The sequence below is a fragment of the Brevibacillus parabrevis genome (assembly GCF_003710905.1).
Taxonomy (GTDB): Bacteria; Bacillota; Bacilli; order Brevibacillales; family Brevibacillaceae; genus Brevibacillus; species Brevibacillus parabrevis.
This window is the reverse complement of record NZ_RHHV01000005.1, coordinates 353,157-372,595: the sequence shown is the minus strand read 5'-3', so window position 1 is coordinate 372,595 and position 19,439 is coordinate 353,157. Positions and strand designations below refer to the sequence as shown.

The window sequence follows — 19,439 nt, the reverse complement described above, 5'->3', positions numbered from 1 at the left end:
AAGTATACTAATCCAAAGACATCTCGAATAATGTTAACTTTTGATTGCTCTATCACTTTTTTTGATGGAAGGAGTTGAAAACATGGACATCGATACAATCCGGGCGTTCGTGACAGTTGCCGAGCTGAAGAGCCTGTCCGCCGCTGCCTTTCGCATGAACCATCTGCAATCCAACATGACGGCGAAAATCAAAAAAATCGAAGCTCATTACGCACAGCAACTGTTCATTCGCAGTTCCAAAGGCATGGAGCTGACGGTGGAAGGCAAGCGGCTTTACACGCACTACAAGAAGCTTTTGAGCTTGTGGGAAGAAGCCGAGCAAGAGATGAAACAGCTTGAACCGAAGCTTCGGCTGGGCACGATGCAATCCGTGATTGGCTCGGAAATTACCGCTACGCTTGCCGGCTTGTATGAAAAATACCCGCAGCTGTCCGTTACTTTACAGACTGGCTCAACTGCCGAAATGGAACAAGCGCTGATGAATGGCACGATCGACCTGGCTTTCGCGATTGGCGCATCCAGCAAGACGGAACAGCTGCACTATAAAAAAATCGGCTTGGAGGAAGTCGTCCTGGTTGGAAAAGGAGCCGTGCCAGGCATGTCGCTCAAAAGCATTTTGCCAGGAGCAACGGTACTGATTTTGTCCGAACAATGCCTGTATACATCGCGCATGGCACAACTTTTTTCCGATTTCGGTCTGCCAAAAGCACCCGTGACACAGGTTGCTGTAGTGGAAACTCTGCTACAATTCGCCGCGCTGGGAATGGGCATTACTCTCATGTCCAAACGCATTGTCGAACGGCTCGGTGTGACGAACTATTTGGAGCTGCCTGCCGAGCAGCGTTTTCTCGATAAATATGTGGTTACCAGGCAAGGCTATGAGCTTTCTCCGCTGGAAAAGCAATTTATAGAAGCCAGCCACTTTTTATAGTCCGACCTGGTTTTCTCCGCTTTTTTCCTGCTTCTTGTCCCGGTTCGAGGTACTGGGACAGCGCTGAAAAAAAAACACACAGCTTTGCCCCTGCTGTGCGTTCCCGATCCGCTCTTTATTTTCCCTCGACAAACGTAATCTTCTTCATGAGCAGCCTGATGCCTTTTGGCAAAAAATAAGCGACTGGAAAAGCCAGTGAAAACGCCATCGGCCACGCCTTGAGCCAGCGTGTAAGCAGCATGGAGTCGAAGCCGAAATTAACCAGCATCATGAAAAACGACAAAAGACAGGACATGCCCAAAGCCATCAGAAAAGTAAAAAGAATGTGTTCGTATTTTTTGTTGATTTTCACAAGCATCACCCTCGTTGTAATTTCCTGTTATTCCCTATTATAAGGTACCTATTTTGCGCAATAGTTACCTCGTTAACTATGGTAGATTAAAGCATAATGGCGAAGTCGTCAATCGCGTAAGTGTCGGCTGAAAAAAAAGAAAAAACCCTTGGCAATCAAGGGTTTTTAGACATGTCTTCGCTATTGTTCTTTCATCCGGCTGGCTACCGCTTCCGCCAGTTCGGTTGTCAACTGGGGAACGTGCGATTTCAGGATGGAATTTACCATCGGCGCCTTCAAACCTTTGGCTGTAATATCGAGAAAGCCGGTCATTTTTGTACACTTCTCGCCCAATTCCTGTGCCTTGAAGTAGCCTTCGCCCGTGAAATTCTCGTTGATTCCGGTCAGCATGAATTTGACTTCGGTCGGCTCGTTCCATTCCGTAATATCTACCTGCAAGCTGATCTCCTTTTTCAAGATGCCGATGTCTCCGGTAAAGCTCCAGGTCACGCGGCGCTCGTTAATGACTTCGTGGCTGATGTAGCCCGGAACCAGCACTACCCAATGATCCAATACACGGACAAACTCCCAAACCGTTCGGATTGGCAGCGGCACTTCGATATCGTGGATGCCTTGAGGCATGGCTTTTCATCCCTTTCCCCGTATGATTTCTCTGTCTCGTAATATGTATGGTTTGTTTTGACAGGATATATCGGGAAAATGTGGCGAAGCGTTTGCCCATACCAGGCCATTTTACATGAGCTGCTTCCGGTCCGGCTTGCCCAACTCGGTGTACGGCAGCTGCTCGACAAAAACGATTTCTTTGGGCATCTGATATCTGGCTACTTTTTGCCGCAGCCATTGCTGCAATTGTGTCTCAGTCAGTCCGGCATGACTCGCGAGCTGGACGAACGCCTTCAACCTTTGCCCAAACGCTTCGTCCGGGATGCCGATCACAGTGGCGTCTTCGATGGCCGGATGCTCCACAAGCACTCGCGCAAGCTCGACTGGATACACATTTTCGCCAGCGGATACCACCATGTCGTCTGTTCGCCCGCACAAGTAGTAATAGCCCGCTGCATCCCGATAACCGACGTCGCCTGTCTCGATCCAAGCCTGTCGCTTGAAAAACAGCGAGCCGCCCGCCTTCACGCACAGCTGGCCGATTTCGCCTGCCTTGCATGGACGCTGATCGGAGTTTCGCACATTTCGCACATGCAAACGGACACCCGGGATTTTTTGCCCGATCGTGTGCGCACGATGCCGGAGGTCGCCGGGCGTGGCGATCACACATAGCCCCGCTTCCGTTGTCCCGTATAAATTGTACAGACAGTCGCCCAATTCGGCGGACACCTCGGCTGCGAGTCCGGTGGCAAGCGGCGCTCCGCCTGATGCGATGCAAACAAGAGACTGCAACGCTGCCGGATCGTGATGCAGCATTTTTCTGAGCATCAACGGGACAACGGATACGACCTCTACTTTGTGTCTGGCAATCAGCTCACACGCTTTGGCGGCAGCGAAGCCGGGAGTGATCACTGTTTTTTTGCCCAAAGCGACAAACAACAGCAAGATAGCCAAACCGTATCCATGGTAGATCGGCGTCGCAATATAGGCTGTATTCAGCCGAAGCAGCCCAAGCTGGCTGAGCAGAGCCAAAAACGGCGGCAAATAATGAAACAGCGACGGCTTGTGCGGCACTTTTTTCGCACGCCCCGTCGTTCCGCCTGTCAGGAGCATGATCTTGCCCGCAGAACTGCGCGCTGGTACTGGCACTGACGCCAGCCTTTCGTCCGACCAGTCCGAGCATTCTCCCAGCAACTGGTTGATCGCGGGAAGATGCTCGTGATAGCTGTACAGACTCGCTCCCGCGTATCCCGCCTGCTCGATGGTCGCCGTCTGCTTTTCGTCGTGGATAAGCAGGTCCAGCTCCACTTCGTCGAACAACTGCCTGAGCTGTCCCGCACTCATTTCGGGATTGAGCAAATATACATCGCAGCCCGTACCGGACGCCGCGAAAATGGCTCGCACCAACGCGATGTGGTTTTGGCATAAAAAGCCGACCTGTTTGCTTTTCGCAAGACCGTATTTTTCCTTGAACACCCCAGAGAGCCGCAGAGAGTCTGTCCAAAGCTGCTGAAAGCAGACCGTTTCCCGCTCGTCGACCAATGCGATCTTTTGACCGTGGGTGCTTTGCGCGATTTTCAGCAGCGTCATCAGGTTCGTTCCGCATCGGAACAAGGCGGCGAGCAGCCTGCCGATGCCTGCTGGCGTCAAAAGCTTCATTTTGGCAAGCACAGCGAGCAAATACATCAGGCGCATCGTCATTCCCCCCTTTTGCGTAGCCAGCGAGGAAGCAATCGCTCCCATAGCCCTCTGCCAAACAAGGAAGCCAGCTCGCCCCCCAAAAGCCACCACGGGCGGATCGTGGTCCGTTTCGTGTACAGCGATTTGGCGATGAGCCTCGCAGCGTGCTCTGCGCTCATGGCAGGCATGCTCCGATAGGCAGTCGTGGGCAAAATCATCGGCGTTCTCACCAGCGGCAAGTAAATCGATGTCGTGGCAATCCCCTTCGCGCTCCACTCCGGCGCGGCCGAGCGAAACCAGGTGTCGAACGCGGCTTTCGAAGCTTGATACGCCGCCCAGTAAGGCAACGGGAGCAACGATGTGTTGATCGTGGAGACGTTTACGATCTGCCCTTTGTTTCGGGCGAGCTGCTCAGTAAGCGACAACAAGATTTTAACCGGAGCAAAATAATTGATCGCCATCGTCCGGGTAAAATCGTGATAGCGCTCCAGAGAGTCCATGATCGGTCGCCGGATGGACAAGCCTGCATTGCTGACCACGATGTCGATCCCGCCAGACTGCTCGTGCAAAAACGCAAGAAATGCCTCCAACTGAGCCGGATCGCGAAGATCGGCCCCAAACACACTGACTCTCGCCCCGTCTCGCTCGATTTCAGCTTTGATCTGGCGCAGCTTTTCCTCTCTTCTCGCCACCAGCAGCAAGTGCACTTGGCAGCGCCCCAGCACATATGCCAGCTGCTCCCCGATTCCCGAGCTGGCCCCGGTAATGAGAATCGTCTTGCCCGCAACAGCCGCCGCGAGCTTGCCCTCATCCAGAGCCGTTGGCCAAAACAGCATGTTTTCCCACAACGTATAGGCAGGCATCCGCATCGTCCTTTTTTCTGTGAAAAACGTCTCGCCGTTTTTCATGAAATGGGATGTGACCGCTTGCGGTCAACAAAACGGTCATGTTCGTTTTGGTTAGTCGTCCGTTCTCCTTTATTTTCCTCGACCGAACCCGCAGAAACAAGAATGAGATAAATTCTCAACTGTGATATTGGTCACAAGGCATCGCTCAGCACATGTTTTATACTTGGCTCGTAATCAATCAACTACCTGCTCCCATTAAAACGCGTGAAAGGTTGTGAAAGTGCGCCTCAGTGCGATTGCTCTGGCCTTTGCTTCCTTTTCTCATTTTTTTCCGTTCACACAATGTTATAATTGAGAATGATTATTATATTCAATTATAACAATGCGAGAAAAGGAGTGCATTCCTATGCTGTCTACTGGCCCGATCTCCTCCGTTTTGCGTTGCTTTCATTTGTTTCGCAATTTGTCTGAGCATGAGCTGGAAGCTGTTGCGGCTACGTGCAAATCCGGTGAATTTGCAAGAGGCGACTACCTTTTCTATCAATCGGAAGAAATCTTGCAAGTGTACTTCGTCATTTCCGGCCGAGTCCGTCTGTTCAGCACGAGTGAAGATGGAAAAGAACAAACTTTCCTGCTTGCCGATCAGGGCGACATGTTCCCTCACCTCGGATTTTTTCGCACAGACAGCTATCCGCACCACGCCGTCGCGCTGGATGACGTCCATTGCCTCGTCATTCCCGTGCGCACTTTCGAACAGCTGCTGCTCGCTCATCCCGCCATCAGCTTCAAAATCATGCAAGTGCTGGCGGACAAAATTATCGATCTGCAGCAGCGTCTGGAAGACAAGACGTTTTATCCGGTGGAAAGCCAGCTCGTGTCTTTATTGCTGCGCCTGAGCGAGACACACGCAGCCAGGCTCGACGCAGAATGGCTCCGCTTTTCCACGACTTTTACCAACAGCGAGCTGGCCGGGATGCTCGGCACGACGCGCGAGACGGTCAACCGCACGATCCAGAAGCTGAAAAAGCAGCAAGCGGTCGTGATGGCCCAGGGCGGCAGCATGCACATTCACCTGGAAAAGCTGAGAAGCTTGCTTCCTGACACGCCTGTTGTGCCGATCGATCCCCAAAAAGACCATTTTATCCGCACTCACGCCCAGACATGCTGCGTCAGAGGCTGCCATGAGGTGTGAACGTGCGATCATAAGAAAGGATGTTTGACATGACCGAAAAAGCAAGCCGCAAGCCTACTCACCTGTTTCTCGCTTCCCTTGGGAAAACCCGGCTGCGTCCGGGCGGAAAAGAAGCGACCGAGCGCATTTTGCAAGCATGCCGCCTCACCGCCGATACGAAAGTGCTGGAAGTAGCGCCAAACATGGGCACGACCGCCATTCAGATCGCCAAGGAGTACGGTTGCCAGGTGACCGGAATTGATATTCACCAGCCGAGCGTCGAGCGGGCGCAGGAAAACATTCGCCAGCACGGACTGGAAGAGCGCGTCCAGATTGCATACGGCAATGCATTGGAGCTGCCTTTTGCCGCTGAAACGTTTGACGTGGTGATCAATGAAGCGATGCTCAGCATGCTGCCGCTGGAACAGAAAAAGCAGGCGATCGCGGAATATTTCCGCGTCTTGAAGCCGGGCGGCAGACTGGCGACCCACGATTTGCTGCTGTGCAAGGACCCGGAAACGCCGGAAGTGCAGGAGCGCCTGGCTGCTTTGCGCCAACTGCTCGCGGTCAATGCCCAGCCGATGACCGAAGCGAACTGGCGCGGTTTGTTCGAACAGGCTGCCTTCCGCCAAGTCGATTGCCAGACAGGAAAAATGTCGCTTCTGTCGCTGAAAGGCTTGCTCACAGACGAAGGCTGGGAAGGCACGATCCAACTTTTGACCAACGCGTGCAAAAACCCGGCGGATCAAGCCCATTTGTTTGAACTGATTCGTACATTCGATGCCAACGACGACCTGTACGGACACATCACCTTTACGGTCGTGAAATAACAAAGTCAGGAGGCGAGCCGATGGAAGCCTTGCTGGAATTTGCCTCCGTCACGAAGTCGTTCAACGGGACGACTGTACTCGCTGGCTTTTCCTTCTCGCTCGCGGCGGGAGAGGTCGTCGCCATCCTCGGCCCTTCCGGCTGCGGCAAAACAACGATTCTCAACATGGCAGCCGGATTGATCAGGCAGACTTCCGGAACGGTGACCGTCCGCACGGAACAGCTCGGCTATGTCTTTCAGGAGCCGCGGCTGATTCCGTGGAAAACGGTCACGGACAACATTCGTTTTGTGCTCGGCCGCATGGACCAAGACACGATGAACGAAAAAGTGACGACGGTGTTGCAAAAAGTCGGGCTGTTCCATGCCCGCGACTACTATCCGAAGCAGCTCTCCGGCGGGATGAAGCAACGCGTATCCATCGCACGCGCGCTGGTCACAGACCCGAAAATGATGCTGATGGACGAGCCTTTTTCCGCGCTCGATCTCGCCCTCAAGCGCGAGCTGCAACAAGATGTCATCCGTTTGATCGAGGAACGCCGCATCGGAATGGTCTATGTGACACACGATCCGGAAGAAGCGGCCCGCCTGGCTGACCGCGTCCTGTTGTTCAGCAAAAGCAACAACCTTGCAGCGGCAACAGTCATCCGGGAATACCCCCTCCCCGGACAAAGAGCAGGCAGGAGCGAGGAACAAATTCAACAAATCAAAGCCGTGCTGCACCAGCACCTGACAGGAGGATAGACAAGTGTCACGCACATCCAAAACCAGCTACGTCATGATGTCCCTGATTGTCGCCATCACCAGCGCCCTGATCGGCTGCTCCGCTCAAACGAATCAGGCTACCACCTCAAGCCAACAATCAGCCGCCGAGCAACCAGCTGCGACTGCGCAAGAAGTGCAAAAACGCGAGCATTTGACCATTCAGGCACCAGTGGGAATCTCGCTCTCTTCTCCCATCTATAAAATGATCGAGGACAAATCGCTCAGCCCGTTCGTCGAAAATGTTGAGTACAAGCCGTGGAAAACACCGGATGAGCTGCGCGCCCGAATCAGTAGCGGCCAGGCCGAAGTATCCGCCGTACCTACTTATGTCGGCGCCAATCTGTACAACCGGGGAATGGATGTCAAGCTGATCAACACGCTGATCTGGGGCATCCTCTATATGATCGGCCCCGACGGTGAGGCAGTCAGTTGGGACAGCCTGCGCGGGCAGACCGTTCACGTTCCGTTTAAAGGCGATATGCCCGATCTCGTCTTCCGCTACTTGCTGAAAAAAAACAATCTCGATCCGACTAAAGATGTCAAAATCGAATACGTCAGCGCGCCGCAGGAGCTGGTCGGCTTGCTCGTCGCAGGCAAGGCGAAGTACGCCATCTTGCCGGAGCATATGGCGACCATGTCTGTGATGCAAGGCAACAAGGCAGGCAAAAAACTGGGCAAAGTCATGAGCTTGCAAGCCGAATGGGCGAAAGCGACAGGCAAATCGCCGCGCATCCCGCAAGCTGGTATCCTCGTCTCAGGCGAACTGATCGCCAAGCATCCTGAACTGGTGGCGGAACTGCAAAAACAGTTTGAGCAATCCGTCCAGTTCCTGAACGAAAAGCCAAAAGACGCTGCCGCGATGATCGCGAAATACCAGGACGGGCTGACCCCGCCAATCATTGAAAATGTCATTCCTTCCCTGAACTTGCAGTTCGTCTCGGCCAAGGACGCCAAGGAAGAACTGGAATTTTTCTTCACCGAGCTCTCCACTCTGTCCCCGGAGATTATTGGGGGGAAATTGCCGGATGCAGGATTCTACTACGCTCCGTAATCGCCGCCTGCTCGTACAGGGCGTGACAATCCTGATCCTGCTCGCCATTTGGCAAGGCTTATCGATGTCCTTGCCCTCTATCCTGTTCGCTTCACCACTGGACACCGCAGCCGCTTTCGTTCGGATGGTCGAGAGCGGGGAGTTCACCGAGCAGTTGCTCCAGTCCGCTTCCCGCATGTTTACCGGACTTTTTAGCGGAATGATAGTCGCGATTTGCTGCGGGCTTGTCGCAGGACGTTCTCCCGTCCTGTACGATGCGATGCGTCCGGTTCAGTCGATGCTCATGGGGATTCCGCCGATCATCGTCGTCGTCCTGGCGATGGTCTGGTTCGGCACAGGCTCGATGGTTCCCGTGTTTGTCGTCTCTGTGCTCGTTTTCCCCGGCATTTACTTGAATACGGCGGACGGCTGGCGCAATATCGACCGCCAGCTGCTGGAAATGGCGGCGATCTACAAAAGCACTCCGTGGCACACGTTGAGACACATCATTTTGCCCGGACTTGCCGTGCCGATTTTCACTGCGATCTCGCTTGCGACTGGCTCTGCCGTACGCATCACGATCATGGCAGAGCTGCTCGGCGCAGATGCGGGAATCGGCTATTCGCTCGCCTTTGCCAGAGTCAACATCGATACGGCAAAAGTGTTCGCCTGGACACTCGTCAGTATTTTCATCATCATCCTGCTGGACCATCTTGTCATATCTCCGCTGCGGAAATTTATTCTGCGCTGGAACCGTGAGGAGTGATCATTTATGCAAACGTTCGACCTGAAAAACTATCTGGAGTCCGCGCCCAAGCATATTGGCGCGTTGATGGGCTTTGAACGCACCAAAGTGCTGCAACTGCAATTGCGTGCCGGCAGCTTTATCCCGGAACACGACACAGACGCCGACGTGTTGATTCTCGTGCAAAAAGGCAAAGCGGTCTTTGACTTTTCCGGGAAGCAGATCGAGCTTGATCCACAGTCGCTTTTGTACATGCTGCCAGCGGAGAAGCACAGTGTGCGCGCTTTGGATGAAGACGTGGAAATGGTCGTCATCCGCATCGAGCGTGCGTAAGTGCACACATTCGGTTGCCACAAGTGAACAGTGAAAAAGCCAGTATCGTTAGAGTTTGACCGAGCGATACTGGCTTTTCGCGTTGACAAGAAAAAACTGCCAGAACGAGAAACCGATGCTATCTTCAAACGTATCTCTATTAATAGGCAAAAACTGACATGAGATCGAGGTGCAAGCAAACATGGAATCTATCTCTATCGTTCTCTACCGACCGGAGCTGGCTGCGGCTGTCGCTGATATGTGGAACGCCAGCCGAGACAGCTGGGGAGGCGGCAATTCGATTACGACGGCGGAACAAATCAGACAGGAAGAAGCTCGCTCCGACGCGCTTGCTGTGTACCTCGCAATGGACGGCGAATCGGTAGTCGGCTATTGCAGCCTGGCGGAATACAGGGAAGATACGGGCGCCCTCTACATCCCCCTGCTCAACGTTCGTCCTGACTATCACGGAAAAAAAGTAGGCCGCATGCTGCTTGCCCTCGCCCTGGACCAGACTGTCCAGCTTGGTTGGCCGCGGCTTGACCTGTACACATGGGCTGGCAACACGAAGGCGGTTCCTTTGTATAAAAAATTCGGTTTTTTCTGGGAAGACCGGGATGACTCGACGCACTTGATGAACATGATGCCCACTGTCCTGCGCACAGAAGCTATCGCGCATTATTTCGATACGCTGGACTGGTACCAGGATTCCACAAGACAAATTGTGGTCGAGCCGGATGGACGAAAAGAAAACGGCTTTGATTACTTCACCTACTCCTGGAAAAAAGCCGACCTGAGCTTGCGCGTGGAGTTTGAACGGCGCGGCCGCGGGCTGCGCCTGATCGAAACGGAAGACTACTTGCTGTCCGCCGAGGTCGAGCAGCTGGAGCTGGTCTTCGGCCGCGACTACCAGATTCACTACCGGATCGTCAATAAATCGGGCAAGCCGTTGCAGCTTTCCTTGACGGGAGAGTCGAATGAAAACATTCAGTTTGACTACCAGCAGGAGCTGTCCGTCACGGACGAAACGAGCTTGTCTGCAAGCTTTACGGTCGGAGCAATCACGGAAGAGCAAAGCATTTGGCGCACGCATCCAAGAGTTTGCACACACATTCAAATCAACGGCAAAAAGGCGCTGTTCCAGGTCGGCATCTTGCCCAAATTCCCTGCTTCGCTCACCATGCACGTTCCTGGTCTGACTTATCCGGGTCAAACTGCACACTATTATTTGGACATGGAAAACAACTTTTCCGAAGAAGCACAGTTTTCTTTTGAACTGGCTGACTCGCCATTCTTGCGCTTCCACGAACACAGCCATTCGCTGCGGTTGTCCGGCAAAGAACGCGTCTCGCTTCCGCTTCGCGCCGATCTGATCGACCACGGATTTTACAGCGCCGATGTGCAAATCGTGGGGCAGCTTGCAGACGGCAAGCAAGTCTCCTTCGTGAAAAAGCTTGGCGCTGCCTTTACCGGATTGGGAGCGCTCCTGGCAGGCGAAACAGAATTGACGTGGCAAGTGCATCACGGCCGCCATACGCTCACCTTGAACAAGGACGACAACGAACTCACCATTTCCGGCGGAAACGGCGGAGCGCCGACGTACATCGCCTATCCGAAGCTTGGCAAGCCGTATTCCAGCGAGTTTTCCAAAAAGCGCGCGGAGCACGTCGACTTCTTTTCCGAAAAAGGCGCCATCGGTATTCGCGCCGCTTACCGTTCCGATGCCTACCCTGCTCTTTCGCTGATCAGCAAAACGCTGCTGCACGGCGATGGCACCGTTGAACACACGCTGGATATAACCAACACTTCCACGGAAAAACTGGCTGCTGAGCTATGGCTGACACAAAGCCTCATCCACTCGATCCAGCACCCGATCTTGCCCTATCAAGGCCGCTATGTAGACGTTCCCACTTCTTACGGCAGCGACCTGGAATATTGGGACGGCAAGCTGCTCAGTGAAAACTGGCTGTTTTCCCGGGAAGATGCAGCCCCGTGGGGATTGTGCTGGCCGCCATCTTGCCAGATGGATATTCAAGGCTGGCAAATCGCCCTGGAATCGTGCATCGGAGAGCTGGAGCCGCAGAGCAGCGCGACGTTCGGCCCGATATGCGTGGCGCATGGAGCGTATACGGACTGGAAAGAATTTCGTGCTTTTGCCCGAAAAGAAGCTTTGGCCAAAGACTTGTCGCTGACCCCTCATCTGGAGCTGATTGCCAACGATCACAACCCATTTTTGGCAAACGGCGAAGTGAAAGTTGAGGTAAAAGAATACAAACAGCAGTACCTGGACGGGGAACTGACGGCCTTACTTGCGAGCGAAGAAGCTCTGGGACAGACGCAACGCTTCACGGAAGAAGCCGAGGAACAGGAAGCGCACTTCGCTTTGCCTGCTTCGGCCAAAGCGTACGAGCTGGTTCGTGTGGACGGTCAGTTCGCTACCCACGACATTTGCTTGCAAAGCGCCCTTTTCCCGGTTCAACCAGGCTCCATCTCCATGGAAGTGACCGAAGAGCAAGGCCAGCAAGTCTACAGCGCAGACAACGGCTCCATCCGCATCAAAGCAGCACCGGATTTTTACCCGTCGCTGTTCTCGCTCGTTTCGGGCGGACAGGAATGGCTGGCCAGCTCTTTCCCGCAGCGGCAACCGAAATCGTGGTGGAATCCGTGGACAGGCGGCATCGGCAACCACATCGAAGAACTGAGCGCTTTTTCACTGGTTAAAGAAGAAAGAAGCGCCGCCTTCGTCCAGCTGACCGACAATCGCCAGAACGTCTGGCAAGGCATCAAGCTCAGCTATCACGTCAAAAAACAGGAGAAGTATCGCGGCCTCACCTGCCACCAATATTTTCTTTTGCTGCCGGGCGTCCCGCTCCTTTGCCATACGGTCGAAATCGTGCAAAAAACCGGAACGTACTTTGCCCACAAAAGCTTTGCGACCGAAGTCTTTTTGCAGACAGAAGCGGCTGACGAAACGGTTTGGCTGAAAACAGCGGGGAAACACGGGGAGCCGCTGACCTACAAGCTGGCGCAGGGAGATTTGACCGTAACGGAACAATCCGACTATACGTTTGGCGCAGCTTCCCGCGCCGAGCAGCTCACGATCTTCACCGATCTGGGCACCGCAGATGTCGAAGTGTACGCCAACAAGGAAATCGCGATGACCACCATCCTGCGCGAACTGAACTTGCCGGACAACAGCACGAGCTTTACGCCGCCTGTCTTTTTCCTGTTTGCCGACAAAGAGCTGCCTGCCGATTCCTTGGCGGCTTTGCGGGCGATCCGGTTTACCAGCGAAGGCGAAGGGGGAAATTCAGATGAAGATCATTGATGCGCACATGCATTTATCGCATATCGAAGAATTTAAGCGGACAGCCGCGGAGAAGTCGTTTGTCGACTACTCTGTCCAAGGCATTTTGCAGGAATATAAGGACAACGGAGTGGTGCTCGGAATCGGCATGGGCTTGACGGAAACAAAGCAGGACGGCTTTCCCGATTACGAAGCGATCACGCCGATGGGTCTGGACTTGACCGCTGAACTGCCACCGCAGCTCGTCTACTGCCTGGGGATTAATCCGTACACGCTGGACGATGCGGCGGTTGCTCGCCTGGAGCAAGATTTGCAACACCCCCAGGCGGTCGGCTTGAAAATTTATCTCGGCTACTATCCGTTCTACGCCTACGACAGCGTCTACGATCCGGTCTATGCACTCGCCGCCAAATACGGGGTGCCCGTTGTTTTCCATACGGGTGACACTTACTCGGAACGAGGTCTGCTCAAGTATTCGCATCCGCTCACTCTCGACGAGGTAGCGGTGAAGCATCGGGACGTGAACTTCATGATGGCCCATTTCGGTGACCCGTGGGTGCTGGATGGCGCAGAAGTCGTGTACAAAAACCGCAACATGTTTGCCGACCTGTCCGGCTTGATGGTCGGTGACGCAGACAACTGCCGCAGACTGGCCGAATCGCCGCTGTTCTTCGCTCATCTGCGCCATGCGATTACGTACTGCGATCATTATGACAAATTTTTGTTCGGCACCGACTGGCCGCTCGCCCCTGTGAAGTCGTACATCCAGTTTGTGCAGGAGCTGATTCCGGCTGAGTATCATGCGGATGTGTTTTACAAGACGGCGTTGAAGGTGTTTCCGAAGGTGCGGGCTTTTGTCGAGTAGTAAACTGCAATGAATTTCCTTTCACGTCCATCAAAAAAATCCCTCATGTCTGCGCTCATTCGCGTGAAGACACATGGGATTTTTCTTTTGCCAGAAGGGGTTTGCCGTGTTCTTTGGCAGTATTGTGCGAGCTTTGCGCCCCGGCATGCTCCCACAAAAAAAACGCCTGGTTCCCCAGACGTTCTCGTTATTTTTTCGTATGCAGCTGCCTCTCGTTACGACTGGGAGAGAAAGCCTTCCTTGAAGATTTTCAGCAAATATTCCAGCGTAATCGGGTCGCTGTACGTCGATGCTTCCATGTCGATCACGATCACATGGTTATTTTTCACAGCGGGAATCTTTTTCCACGTCTCCGAGGTCAGGAACGGATTTTCTCCGCCCTTGCGCTGGCTGAGCACGATGTAGTCTCCAGCGTACTCCGGAATCACTTCCAAAGAAAGCGTGTAGTAGCCAGGGCCAAGTGCGTCTTTCTTGACTTTTTCCGGCATGGCGAGGCCCATTGCCTGATACAGGATTTCCGTTCCGCGAGCCCAGTTGTTGCCGAAGACGTAAAAGTCTTTCGTATCATGCTCGAACACGGAGACGGTCGTGTCCTTACCGATTTTCGCCTTGATTTCTTCGCCAGCAGCTTGCGCGCGCTTCGTGAAATCGTCGATCCACGCTTGCGCCTCTTTTTCCTTGTTCAAAAGCTTACCAATCTCGCGTTGCTGCGCCAGGTAGTCCAGCTTGCCCCACGTGTAGACGACTGTCGGTGCGATTTCCTTCATCTTGTCGAGGTTTTTCATCCACGATCCGGCAATAATCAGGTCGGGCTGGAGAGCCAAAATCTTCTCCATCGTCTCGTCCGATACGACTTCGACATCTTTGACTTTGTCGGTGAACAGTGGATTTTTCTTCGTCCACTCGTCGATCCCGACCAGTGTGCCGCCAAGCGCAACTACGTTAGGCGCGTTGGTCAGGCCCACGATTCTTTTTGGCTGGGCAGGAACCTCAACCGGACCGTTCTCCGACTGGTACGTGATCATTTCAGGTTTGGCCTCAGCATTCGCATTCGGCTTTTCTTCGGTTTTTGTTGCCTGCTGTTGATTTGTCTCACTGCCGCCCGCATTGTTTGGTGTCGGCGTCGATGCATTGCCGCAAGCGCTGACCATCAGCGAAAGCGACATCAGGAAAGGAATGAGCCACTTTTTCATGTTGCAGTCTCCTTTTTGGCAAATAAAAACTTGTAGATGATAATGATAATCATTTCTGACAATTACATACTATAAACAGTTCTCACCTGCCTGTCAATACGGTCAATTTCTTTCCCCTGACATGCGGTTGGAACCGCTTCCACCCATGTGTTGCGGCAAACAATAACGTCATGACTGTTTGGCTGACCAGAAGCGGTCACATGCGTTTTCCCGATAAATATCGAGACGTTTTTCCATACAAATACAAAAAAACGGCCTTTTCAGCCGTTGTGTCCGTTCGCGGAGTCATCTGCTACCGTAATGACTACATTTCCTTTTTTGTGCCCCTGCTCTACGTATTCATGTGCCTGTGGAATCTGTTCCAGCGGATAGCGTCTGTCGATGACCGCCCGGAGCTGGCCCGACTCCATCAGCTCGGCGAGAAGCTGCATGTCTTCCACGCGCACTTTTGCCACTCCTTGCCCTTCCACGGTGAGGTATTTGCCATGGGGAGCCAGCACCTGCTTGCAGCGGGATTTCGCGCATTTTCCTACAGCGTCAAAGACGATGTCGTACTGCTTGCCGGATTGGGCAAAGTTTTCTTTTGTATAGTCGATCACCTCATCCGCGCCAAGCTGCCTGACCAGTTCTACATTGGCGGTACTGCACACTCCGGTCACCTCGGCTCCGAAGTATTTGGCGAGCTGCACCGCCGATGTGCCGACCGATCCCGAGGCGCCGTAGATCAAGACTCGTTGCCCGCGCTGCAACTGTCCTTTGCGGAAAAAGTGCAAGGCGGTAGTTCCGCCAAACGGCATCACTGCGGCTTCTTCATAAGTGGCATTAGTCGGCATGAGGGTGACGTTGGCGTCCTCGTGCAAGCATTTGTATTCGGCATACGTGCCAAAGTCCATCTCGGTGATCGCATACACCTTGTCTTTTGGCTTGAAGCGCTTGACTTGCTTGCCGACCGCTTCCACCTCTCCAGCCAGCTCGACGCCCAAAATCGAGTTTCGCGGCTTGTTCCATCCGATCAGCAACCGCATAGGCAGCCAATACAGCAACGGACAGCGAAAAGCGCGCACCCGGCAATCCCCGGAAGTGACCGTGGTCGCATATATTTTCACGAGAATCTCATGCTCTTTCGGAACGGGCTTGGCTACCTCCTGGAGCGAGAGGACATCCGGTGCTCCATAGCTGGTGCAGACGACAGCTCTCATAGGCTTCCTCCTTTTTCCTGTTTGCCATGAGTATAGCCGCTATGAACGGTCTCGCTACAGCTACTAAAGTATGGTTTTGCAAAAACAATCACGGCTGAAAAACAGCACCGCCTACAACAGTCCAAACTCGCGTGCGCGCGCGACTGCCTCCGTGCGCCGCTTCACTTGCAGCTTTTCAAAAATGACCCGGTTGTGCCCTTTTACAGTCGGCAATGCAATAAACAGCCTTTCGCTGATCTGCTGGTTGGAAAAGCCTTGGGCAATCAGGCGGAGCACTTCCAGCTCGCGATTGCTCAACGGCTCGATCAGAGACTCGGCTTGCTGCGCTTGCACTGGCTGACCCGTCCCGTGTGCTGGCGCCAACTGGTTCATGGCAGCGAGAAGCTTGCCACAATACTCAGACGCCGCTTCGGCTGCTGTCCACTCACGCAACAGCGGCAGGAGCAAAGCAGCTTCATCGACAAACGTCCGCACCAGCCCGCCCGGCTCAGCCAGTGCCAAAGCTTCGCGAAGCAGTTGTACCGCCTGGCGCTTTTCCCCATGCCCAAAAAGCGCGACAGCCAAAAGCAGCTTGGCCTCGATCCGCTCCCGTTCTTGGCGGGTCTGCTCCAGCTCTTGATGCCACGGTTTGAGAATCGCCACGGCTTGGGCGGAATTGCCCTTGGCCAAATACACCCGGGCGCGAGTGCTTGCGAGCTGTCCATTCGCCGTCGCCAGGCGCTCGGCAGCAGCCAGATTGCCTTTATGCAGTTGCACCATGGTCTGGACCGCCAAAAGCTGAGGAAGCTGGACTGCGAAGTTTTGCCGCTGGACCGTGTGATCGCTTTCTGCCAGCATGCGTGCTGCCCCGCTGGCATCGCCTTGGGCAAGCTTTAGCCTGGCTAAAAAAATCTCGCTCTCGACCACGCAATCCGTCTGTTCCAGCTGTTTTGCCCACTTCACGCTCTGACGAGTATGCTCCAACGCTTTTTCCCGTTCATCCCACTCGTAATACAGGCGAGCCAAACCAAGATGCGCCTTGCAAGCTGCCGGCAGCGGCGGATCGCCCGCGAGCTTCAGCACCCGCAGATAGCTTCGCTCCGCCAGGTACAGCCGGGATTCCATCTCCTGAATCATCCCCAGGCCAAGTGTTGCCAGCATGGTAATCAGGACATGGCCGACCCTTTCACTGTTCGCCAAAGCTTGCGTATAAGCCACGCTCGCCTCTGCCCATTCGCCCCGAAGCTGGCAGCCGTACCCGCGTGCCCATAGTGTCGCTGTGCGTACAGGCACATTTTCTGGATGCAAAAGCTCCAGAGCACGGTGCGACTCCGCTACGATCCGCTCCGCGTCGTGCTTGCTCACCGCCAACGAAGCGCGGATCGCCGCGATATGACCGAGCAAATCACGGGTCATGTCGCTTTGCTCCACCGCCTGCAACACTTTTTCGGCAGCTTGCAGCTTTGGTTCCACGCCTGTTGTTTTTCCAGTCATCAACAGCGCAGACGCTTGCATCACCCACAAACCGGGCAGCTCGTTCTTTTCCTGCTCGCCCAATGACTCCAGCCATTGCAGAACAGGGGTCACTGCCCCGCGAAAAATCAGGGGCAAGCCAGCACCTTCCGCCAGCCGCGCCGCCCTTTTTGTATCGTGGGCGCAAACAGCATGGTGAAACGCCTCAAGCGCAAAGCCGTTCGCTTCATACCAGCTGCTTGCGCGAATATGCAAGCTTGCAGCGACGGTTGGATCAAGCCGTTTGCGCAAAAGCTCGGCAAAAAGATGGTGGTAGCGATACCAGCGCCGTTCGCTGTCCAAGGCGACAAGAAACAGATTGGCACGATCAAGCAAGGCCAGCGTCGCTTCGCCAAAGCCAGCCCGGACTGTGTGCTCCCCGTCGCTCAGAACAGCATCGCAAAGCGGCCCGCTCATCCGTTCAAGAACAGACGTCTGGAGCAAAAACGACTGGATGCTCTCCGTTTCCTGATTCAGCACTTCCTCGACCAAATAGTCCCACACATAAGGATGATTAGGCGGAAAAGACTGAATCAACCGATCCGGCTCGCCTTCCCTGCGCAAAGCAAGCGCCACCAGCTGCAATCCGGCAATCCAGCCTTCTGTGCGTTCTGCCAAAATCCCGACGCTTGTCTCGGAAAGAACCAGCCCCATCCCCTGGCACAAAAATTCGCCGGCTTCCCGCTGGGCAAAGCGCAGATCGCCAGCATGAACTTCCGTCAGCTGATCCTTCGCGCGCATCCTCGCCAAAGGCAACGGCGGCTGCGCGCGGGTCGTGATGACGAGATGAAGTTGCGGCGGCATGCGTTCCAACAGAAAAGCAACCGCCTCATGAATACTCGGAGAGCGGAGAAGATGATAGTCATCCAGAACGAGAACCATCGCCGGGGATAAAGAGTGGAGATCGTGCAACAAAGACAGCAGCATCGCCTCGCTTGGCGAACTTTCCGCAGCCTTGAGCATGGGCAGCAGCCCTTTTCCAATAGACGGCTCAATCGTCTGCATAGCTGCGATCACGCAGCGCAGGAAACGCCCCAGGTCGTCGTCTCCCCCATCGAGCGACAGCCAGGCGACAGAGACGGGAGCATCTGCCAGCCATTCACTGACAAGCGCCGTCTTGCCGTAGCCTGCTGGAGCAGAAATCAGCGTCAGCTTGCGATGCATCCCTTCGCTCAATTTTTCCACGAGCCGCGGGCGTCGGACCGCTTTTGGCCGCGGTTTGGGGATGTACAGCTTTGTCAAAAGAATGTCCTTTTCTAATCCCACCAAAAATACCACACGTCCTGCTTCAGCAAGTAATCGGCGTAATGACCGAGCGTCTGTTGATCGTCCAAAACGTACTGGCAAAAAATAAAATGCTCTTTTGCCAATTGCAGCGCTTCTTCAGCCGTTTGCGGACGCCGCTTCGCTTGCAGCACCCATGTATCGCCTGTCACAGCGAGGATGCTTGCGCCGTACTGTTCCTGAAAATGCTTGAAGATGACCGACTGGTACACAGGCAAAGGGCATTCGTTGTATCCGCCCATCGGAATCCACAGCGGAGCCTCATGCCCGCGCTCCTGCGGCAAGTTCAGCACGACGAGCGAATCTCCATCCTCGATCCGGTCCTGTGCCCATTCCCGATCGAGCTGAAACGGTTCTGTCGATGCTTCTGTTGCGACCAACTGCTCGTGAACCAGCTCGCTGCCTTCCCACATCGCTGCGTACGCCTGATAACATTCGGAAAAGTTTTTGCCTTGCAGCTGCTTCTCCTCAGCTGGCAAATCAGTGTAGACCAGCCGGGACTCCACGATTTTGCGGAAGGTATCCTCTACGCTCAGGCTGCGGGCTTCTTCCAGCTGCTGCGCGACAAAAGCGGACAACGTTTCTGCTTCCTCGCACACTTCTTCCATCATTTCCAGCAGGTTGTAGCCCGGCAACACCAAAATGCGGTGCTTCCCTTCTGCTTGCAGCGGCAACGCCAATTGTTCTACTGCGACGACTTCTGTTTCGCATTCATCCAAATACTCGACCAATTCTTCAACCATGACCGACACCTCTTTTTCTTCACGCATTCATTCGCTTTATCGATTTATGCAAATGGCTTGTTCGCATTTTTGGAAAAATAAGCCACACTTGTTC

17 protein-coding genes are annotated in these 19,439 nt (G+C 54.2%); 9 read left to right on the top strand and 8 right to left on the bottom strand.

Features of this window, described 5'->3' with window-relative positions; all coding sequences use genetic code 11:
• The first annotated feature begins 82 nt into the window (after nucleotides 1-82).
• Nucleotides 83-931, top strand: a complete 849-nt coding sequence (locus tag EDM60_RS05080; protein ID WP_122962972.1) for a LysR family transcriptional regulator — start codon at nucleotides 83-85, stop codon at nucleotides 929-931.
• A gap of 115 nt (nucleotides 932-1,046) precedes the next feature.
• On the opposite strand, the gene EDM60_RS05075 is transcribed toward EDM60_RS05080, so the two are convergent.
• The 4 genes from EDM60_RS05075 to EDM60_RS05060 form a co-directional block, all read right to left on the bottom strand.
• The gene (locus EDM60_RS05075; RefSeq protein WP_217364989.1) at nucleotides 1,047-1,289 is read right to left on the bottom strand and encodes a DUF2798 domain-containing protein; all 243 of its coding nucleotides are present in this window, start codon (nucleotides 1,287-1,289) and stop codon (nucleotides 1,047-1,049) included.
• A 174-nt stretch (nucleotides 1,290-1,463) separates the two neighbouring features.
• The gene (locus EDM60_RS05070; protein ID WP_122962971.1) at nucleotides 1,464-1,904 is read right to left on the bottom strand and encodes an SRPBCC family protein; all 441 of its coding nucleotides are present in this window, start codon (nucleotides 1,902-1,904) and stop codon (nucleotides 1,464-1,466) included.
• Nucleotides 1,905-2,015: 111 nt separating this feature from the next.
• Entirely contained in the window at nucleotides 2,016-3,581 is a 1,566-nt protein-coding gene (locus EDM60_RS05065; RefSeq protein WP_173596112.1) for an AMP-binding protein, read from the bottom strand.
• A 2-nt stretch (nucleotides 3,582-3,583) separates the two neighbouring features.
• Nucleotides 3,584-4,429 carry an SDR family NAD(P)-dependent oxidoreductase gene (locus tag EDM60_RS05060; RefSeq protein ID WP_122962970.1) on the bottom strand — a complete coding sequence of 282 codons (846 nt, stop codon included), beginning with the start codon at nucleotides 4,427-4,429 and terminating at the stop codon, nucleotides 3,584-3,586.
• A gap of 391 nt (nucleotides 4,430-4,820) precedes the next feature.
• Between EDM60_RS05060 and EDM60_RS05055 the strand changes: the two genes are divergently transcribed.
• The 8 genes from EDM60_RS05055 to EDM60_RS05020 all read left to right on the top strand — a co-directional run bounded on the left by EDM60_RS05055 (nucleotide 4,821) and on the right by EDM60_RS05020 (nucleotide 13,435).
• The gene (locus tag EDM60_RS05055) at nucleotides 4,821-5,606 is read left to right on the top strand and encodes a Crp/Fnr family transcriptional regulator (protein WP_167470234.1); all 786 of its coding nucleotides are present in this window, start codon (nucleotides 4,821-4,823) and stop codon (nucleotides 5,604-5,606) included.
• 29 nt (nucleotides 5,607-5,635) lie between these two features.
• On the top strand, nucleotides 5,636-6,415 hold the full coding sequence (locus tag EDM60_RS05050; RefSeq protein WP_122962968.1) for a class I SAM-dependent methyltransferase: 780 nt from the start codon (nucleotides 5,636-5,638) through the stop codon (nucleotides 6,413-6,415).
• A 20-nt stretch (nucleotides 6,416-6,435) separates the two neighbouring features.
• Nucleotides 6,436-7,155, top strand: coding sequence for an ABC transporter ATP-binding protein (locus EDM60_RS05045; RefSeq protein ID WP_122962967.1), 720 nt, complete (start codon nucleotides 6,436-6,438; stop codon nucleotides 7,153-7,155).
• Between the two features lie 4 nt (nucleotides 7,156-7,159).
• Entirely contained in the window at nucleotides 7,160-8,227 is a 1,068-nt protein-coding gene (locus EDM60_RS05040; protein WP_122962966.1) for an ABC transporter substrate-binding protein, read from the top strand.
• Nucleotides 8,202-8,972 carry an ABC transporter permease gene (locus EDM60_RS05035; protein WP_122962965.1) on the top strand — a complete coding sequence of 257 codons (771 nt, stop codon included), beginning with the start codon at nucleotides 8,202-8,204 and terminating at the stop codon, nucleotides 8,970-8,972. The genes EDM60_RS05040 and EDM60_RS05035 overlap by 26 nt, the downstream gene beginning before the upstream one ends.
• A 6-nt stretch (nucleotides 8,973-8,978) precedes the next feature.
• A complete protein-coding gene (locus tag EDM60_RS05030) occupies nucleotides 8,979-9,284 on the top strand; it encodes an AraC family ligand binding domain-containing protein (RefSeq protein ID WP_122962964.1) in 306 nt (101 codons plus the stop codon).
• Nucleotides 9,285-9,465: 181 nt separating this feature from the next.
• Nucleotides 9,466-12,591, top strand: coding sequence for a GNAT family N-acetyltransferase (locus EDM60_RS05025; protein WP_122962963.1), 3,126 nt, complete (start codon nucleotides 9,466-9,468; stop codon nucleotides 12,589-12,591).
• A complete protein-coding gene (locus EDM60_RS05020) occupies nucleotides 12,578-13,435 on the top strand; it encodes an amidohydrolase family protein (RefSeq protein WP_122962962.1) in 858 nt (285 codons plus the stop codon). The genes EDM60_RS05025 and EDM60_RS05020 overlap by 14 nt, the downstream gene beginning before the upstream one ends.
• A gap of 215 nt (nucleotides 13,436-13,650) precedes the next feature.
• Here the strand turns inward: EDM60_RS05020 and EDM60_RS05015 are convergent, their stop codons facing one another.
• From EDM60_RS05015 to EDM60_RS05000, 4 genes are all read right to left on the bottom strand, one after another.
• Complete coding sequence (locus EDM60_RS05015) at nucleotides 13,651-14,628, bottom strand: iron-hydroxamate ABC transporter substrate-binding protein (protein ID WP_122962961.1); 978 nt, start codon at nucleotides 14,626-14,628, stop codon at nucleotides 13,651-13,653.
• A gap of 260 nt (nucleotides 14,629-14,888) precedes the next feature.
• Nucleotides 14,889-15,827, bottom strand: a complete 939-nt coding sequence (locus EDM60_RS05010) for an NAD(P)-dependent alcohol dehydrogenase (RefSeq protein WP_122962960.1) — start codon at nucleotides 15,825-15,827, stop codon at nucleotides 14,889-14,891.
• A gap of 111 nt (nucleotides 15,828-15,938) precedes the next feature.
• Complete coding sequence (locus tag EDM60_RS05005) at nucleotides 15,939-18,584, bottom strand: winged helix-turn-helix domain-containing protein (protein ID WP_122963255.1); 2,646 nt, start codon at nucleotides 18,582-18,584, stop codon at nucleotides 15,939-15,941.
• A complete protein-coding gene (locus EDM60_RS05000; protein WP_122962959.1) occupies nucleotides 18,575-19,345 on the bottom strand; it encodes a DUF4253 domain-containing protein in 771 nt (256 codons plus the stop codon). The genes EDM60_RS05005 and EDM60_RS05000 overlap by 10 nt, the downstream gene beginning before the upstream one ends.
• Nucleotides 19,346-19,439 lie beyond the last annotated feature (94 nt).

What these genes read in the sequence shown, in the direction of transcription:
- EDM60_RS05080 (WP_122962972.1), top strand. Translation starts at nt 83, where the DNA reads ATGGACATCGATACAATCCGGGCGTTCGTGACAGTTGCCGAGCTGAAG.
- EDM60_RS05075 (WP_217364989.1), bottom strand. Translation starts at nt 1,289, where the DNA reads ATGCTTGTGAAAATCAACAAAAAATACGAACACATTCTTTTTACTTTT.
- EDM60_RS05070 (WP_122962971.1), bottom strand. Translation starts at nt 1,904, where the DNA reads ATGCCTCAAGGCATCCACGATATCGAAGTGCCGCTGCCAATCCGAACG.
- EDM60_RS05065 (WP_173596112.1), bottom strand. Translation starts at nt 3,581, where the DNA reads ATGCGCCTGATGTATTTGCTCGCTGTGCTTGCCAAAATGAAGCTTTTG.
- EDM60_RS05060 (WP_122962970.1), bottom strand. Translation starts at nt 4,429, where the DNA reads ATGCCTGCCTATACGTTGTGGGAAAACATGCTGTTTTGGCCAACGGCT.
- EDM60_RS05055 (WP_167470234.1), top strand. Translation starts at nt 4,821, where the DNA reads ATGCTGTCTACTGGCCCGATCTCCTCCGTTTTGCGTTGCTTTCATTTG.
- EDM60_RS05050 (WP_122962968.1), top strand. Translation starts at nt 5,636, where the DNA reads ATGACCGAAAAAGCAAGCCGCAAGCCTACTCACCTGTTTCTCGCTTCC.
- EDM60_RS05045 (WP_122962967.1), top strand. Translation starts at nt 6,436, where the DNA reads ATGGAAGCCTTGCTGGAATTTGCCTCCGTCACGAAGTCGTTCAACGGG.
- EDM60_RS05035 (WP_122962965.1), top strand. Translation starts at nt 8,202, where the DNA reads ATGCAGGATTCTACTACGCTCCGTAATCGCCGCCTGCTCGTACAGGGC.
- EDM60_RS05030 (WP_122962964.1), top strand. Translation starts at nt 8,979, where the DNA reads ATGCAAACGTTCGACCTGAAAAACTATCTGGAGTCCGCGCCCAAGCAT.
- EDM60_RS05025 (WP_122962963.1), top strand. Translation starts at nt 9,466, where the DNA reads ATGGAATCTATCTCTATCGTTCTCTACCGACCGGAGCTGGCTGCGGCT.
- EDM60_RS05020 (WP_122962962.1), top strand. Translation starts at nt 12,578, where the DNA reads ATGAAGATCATTGATGCGCACATGCATTTATCGCATATCGAAGAATTT.
- EDM60_RS05015 (WP_122962961.1), bottom strand. Translation starts at nt 14,628, where the DNA reads ATGAAAAAGTGGCTCATTCCTTTCCTGATGTCGCTTTCGCTGATGGTC.
- EDM60_RS05010 (WP_122962960.1), bottom strand. Translation starts at nt 15,827, where the DNA reads ATGAGAGCTGTCGTCTGCACCAGCTATGGAGCACCGGATGTCCTCTCG.
- EDM60_RS05000 (WP_122962959.1), bottom strand. Translation starts at nt 19,345, where the DNA reads ATGGTTGAAGAATTGGTCGAGTATTTGGATGAATGCGAAACAGAAGTC.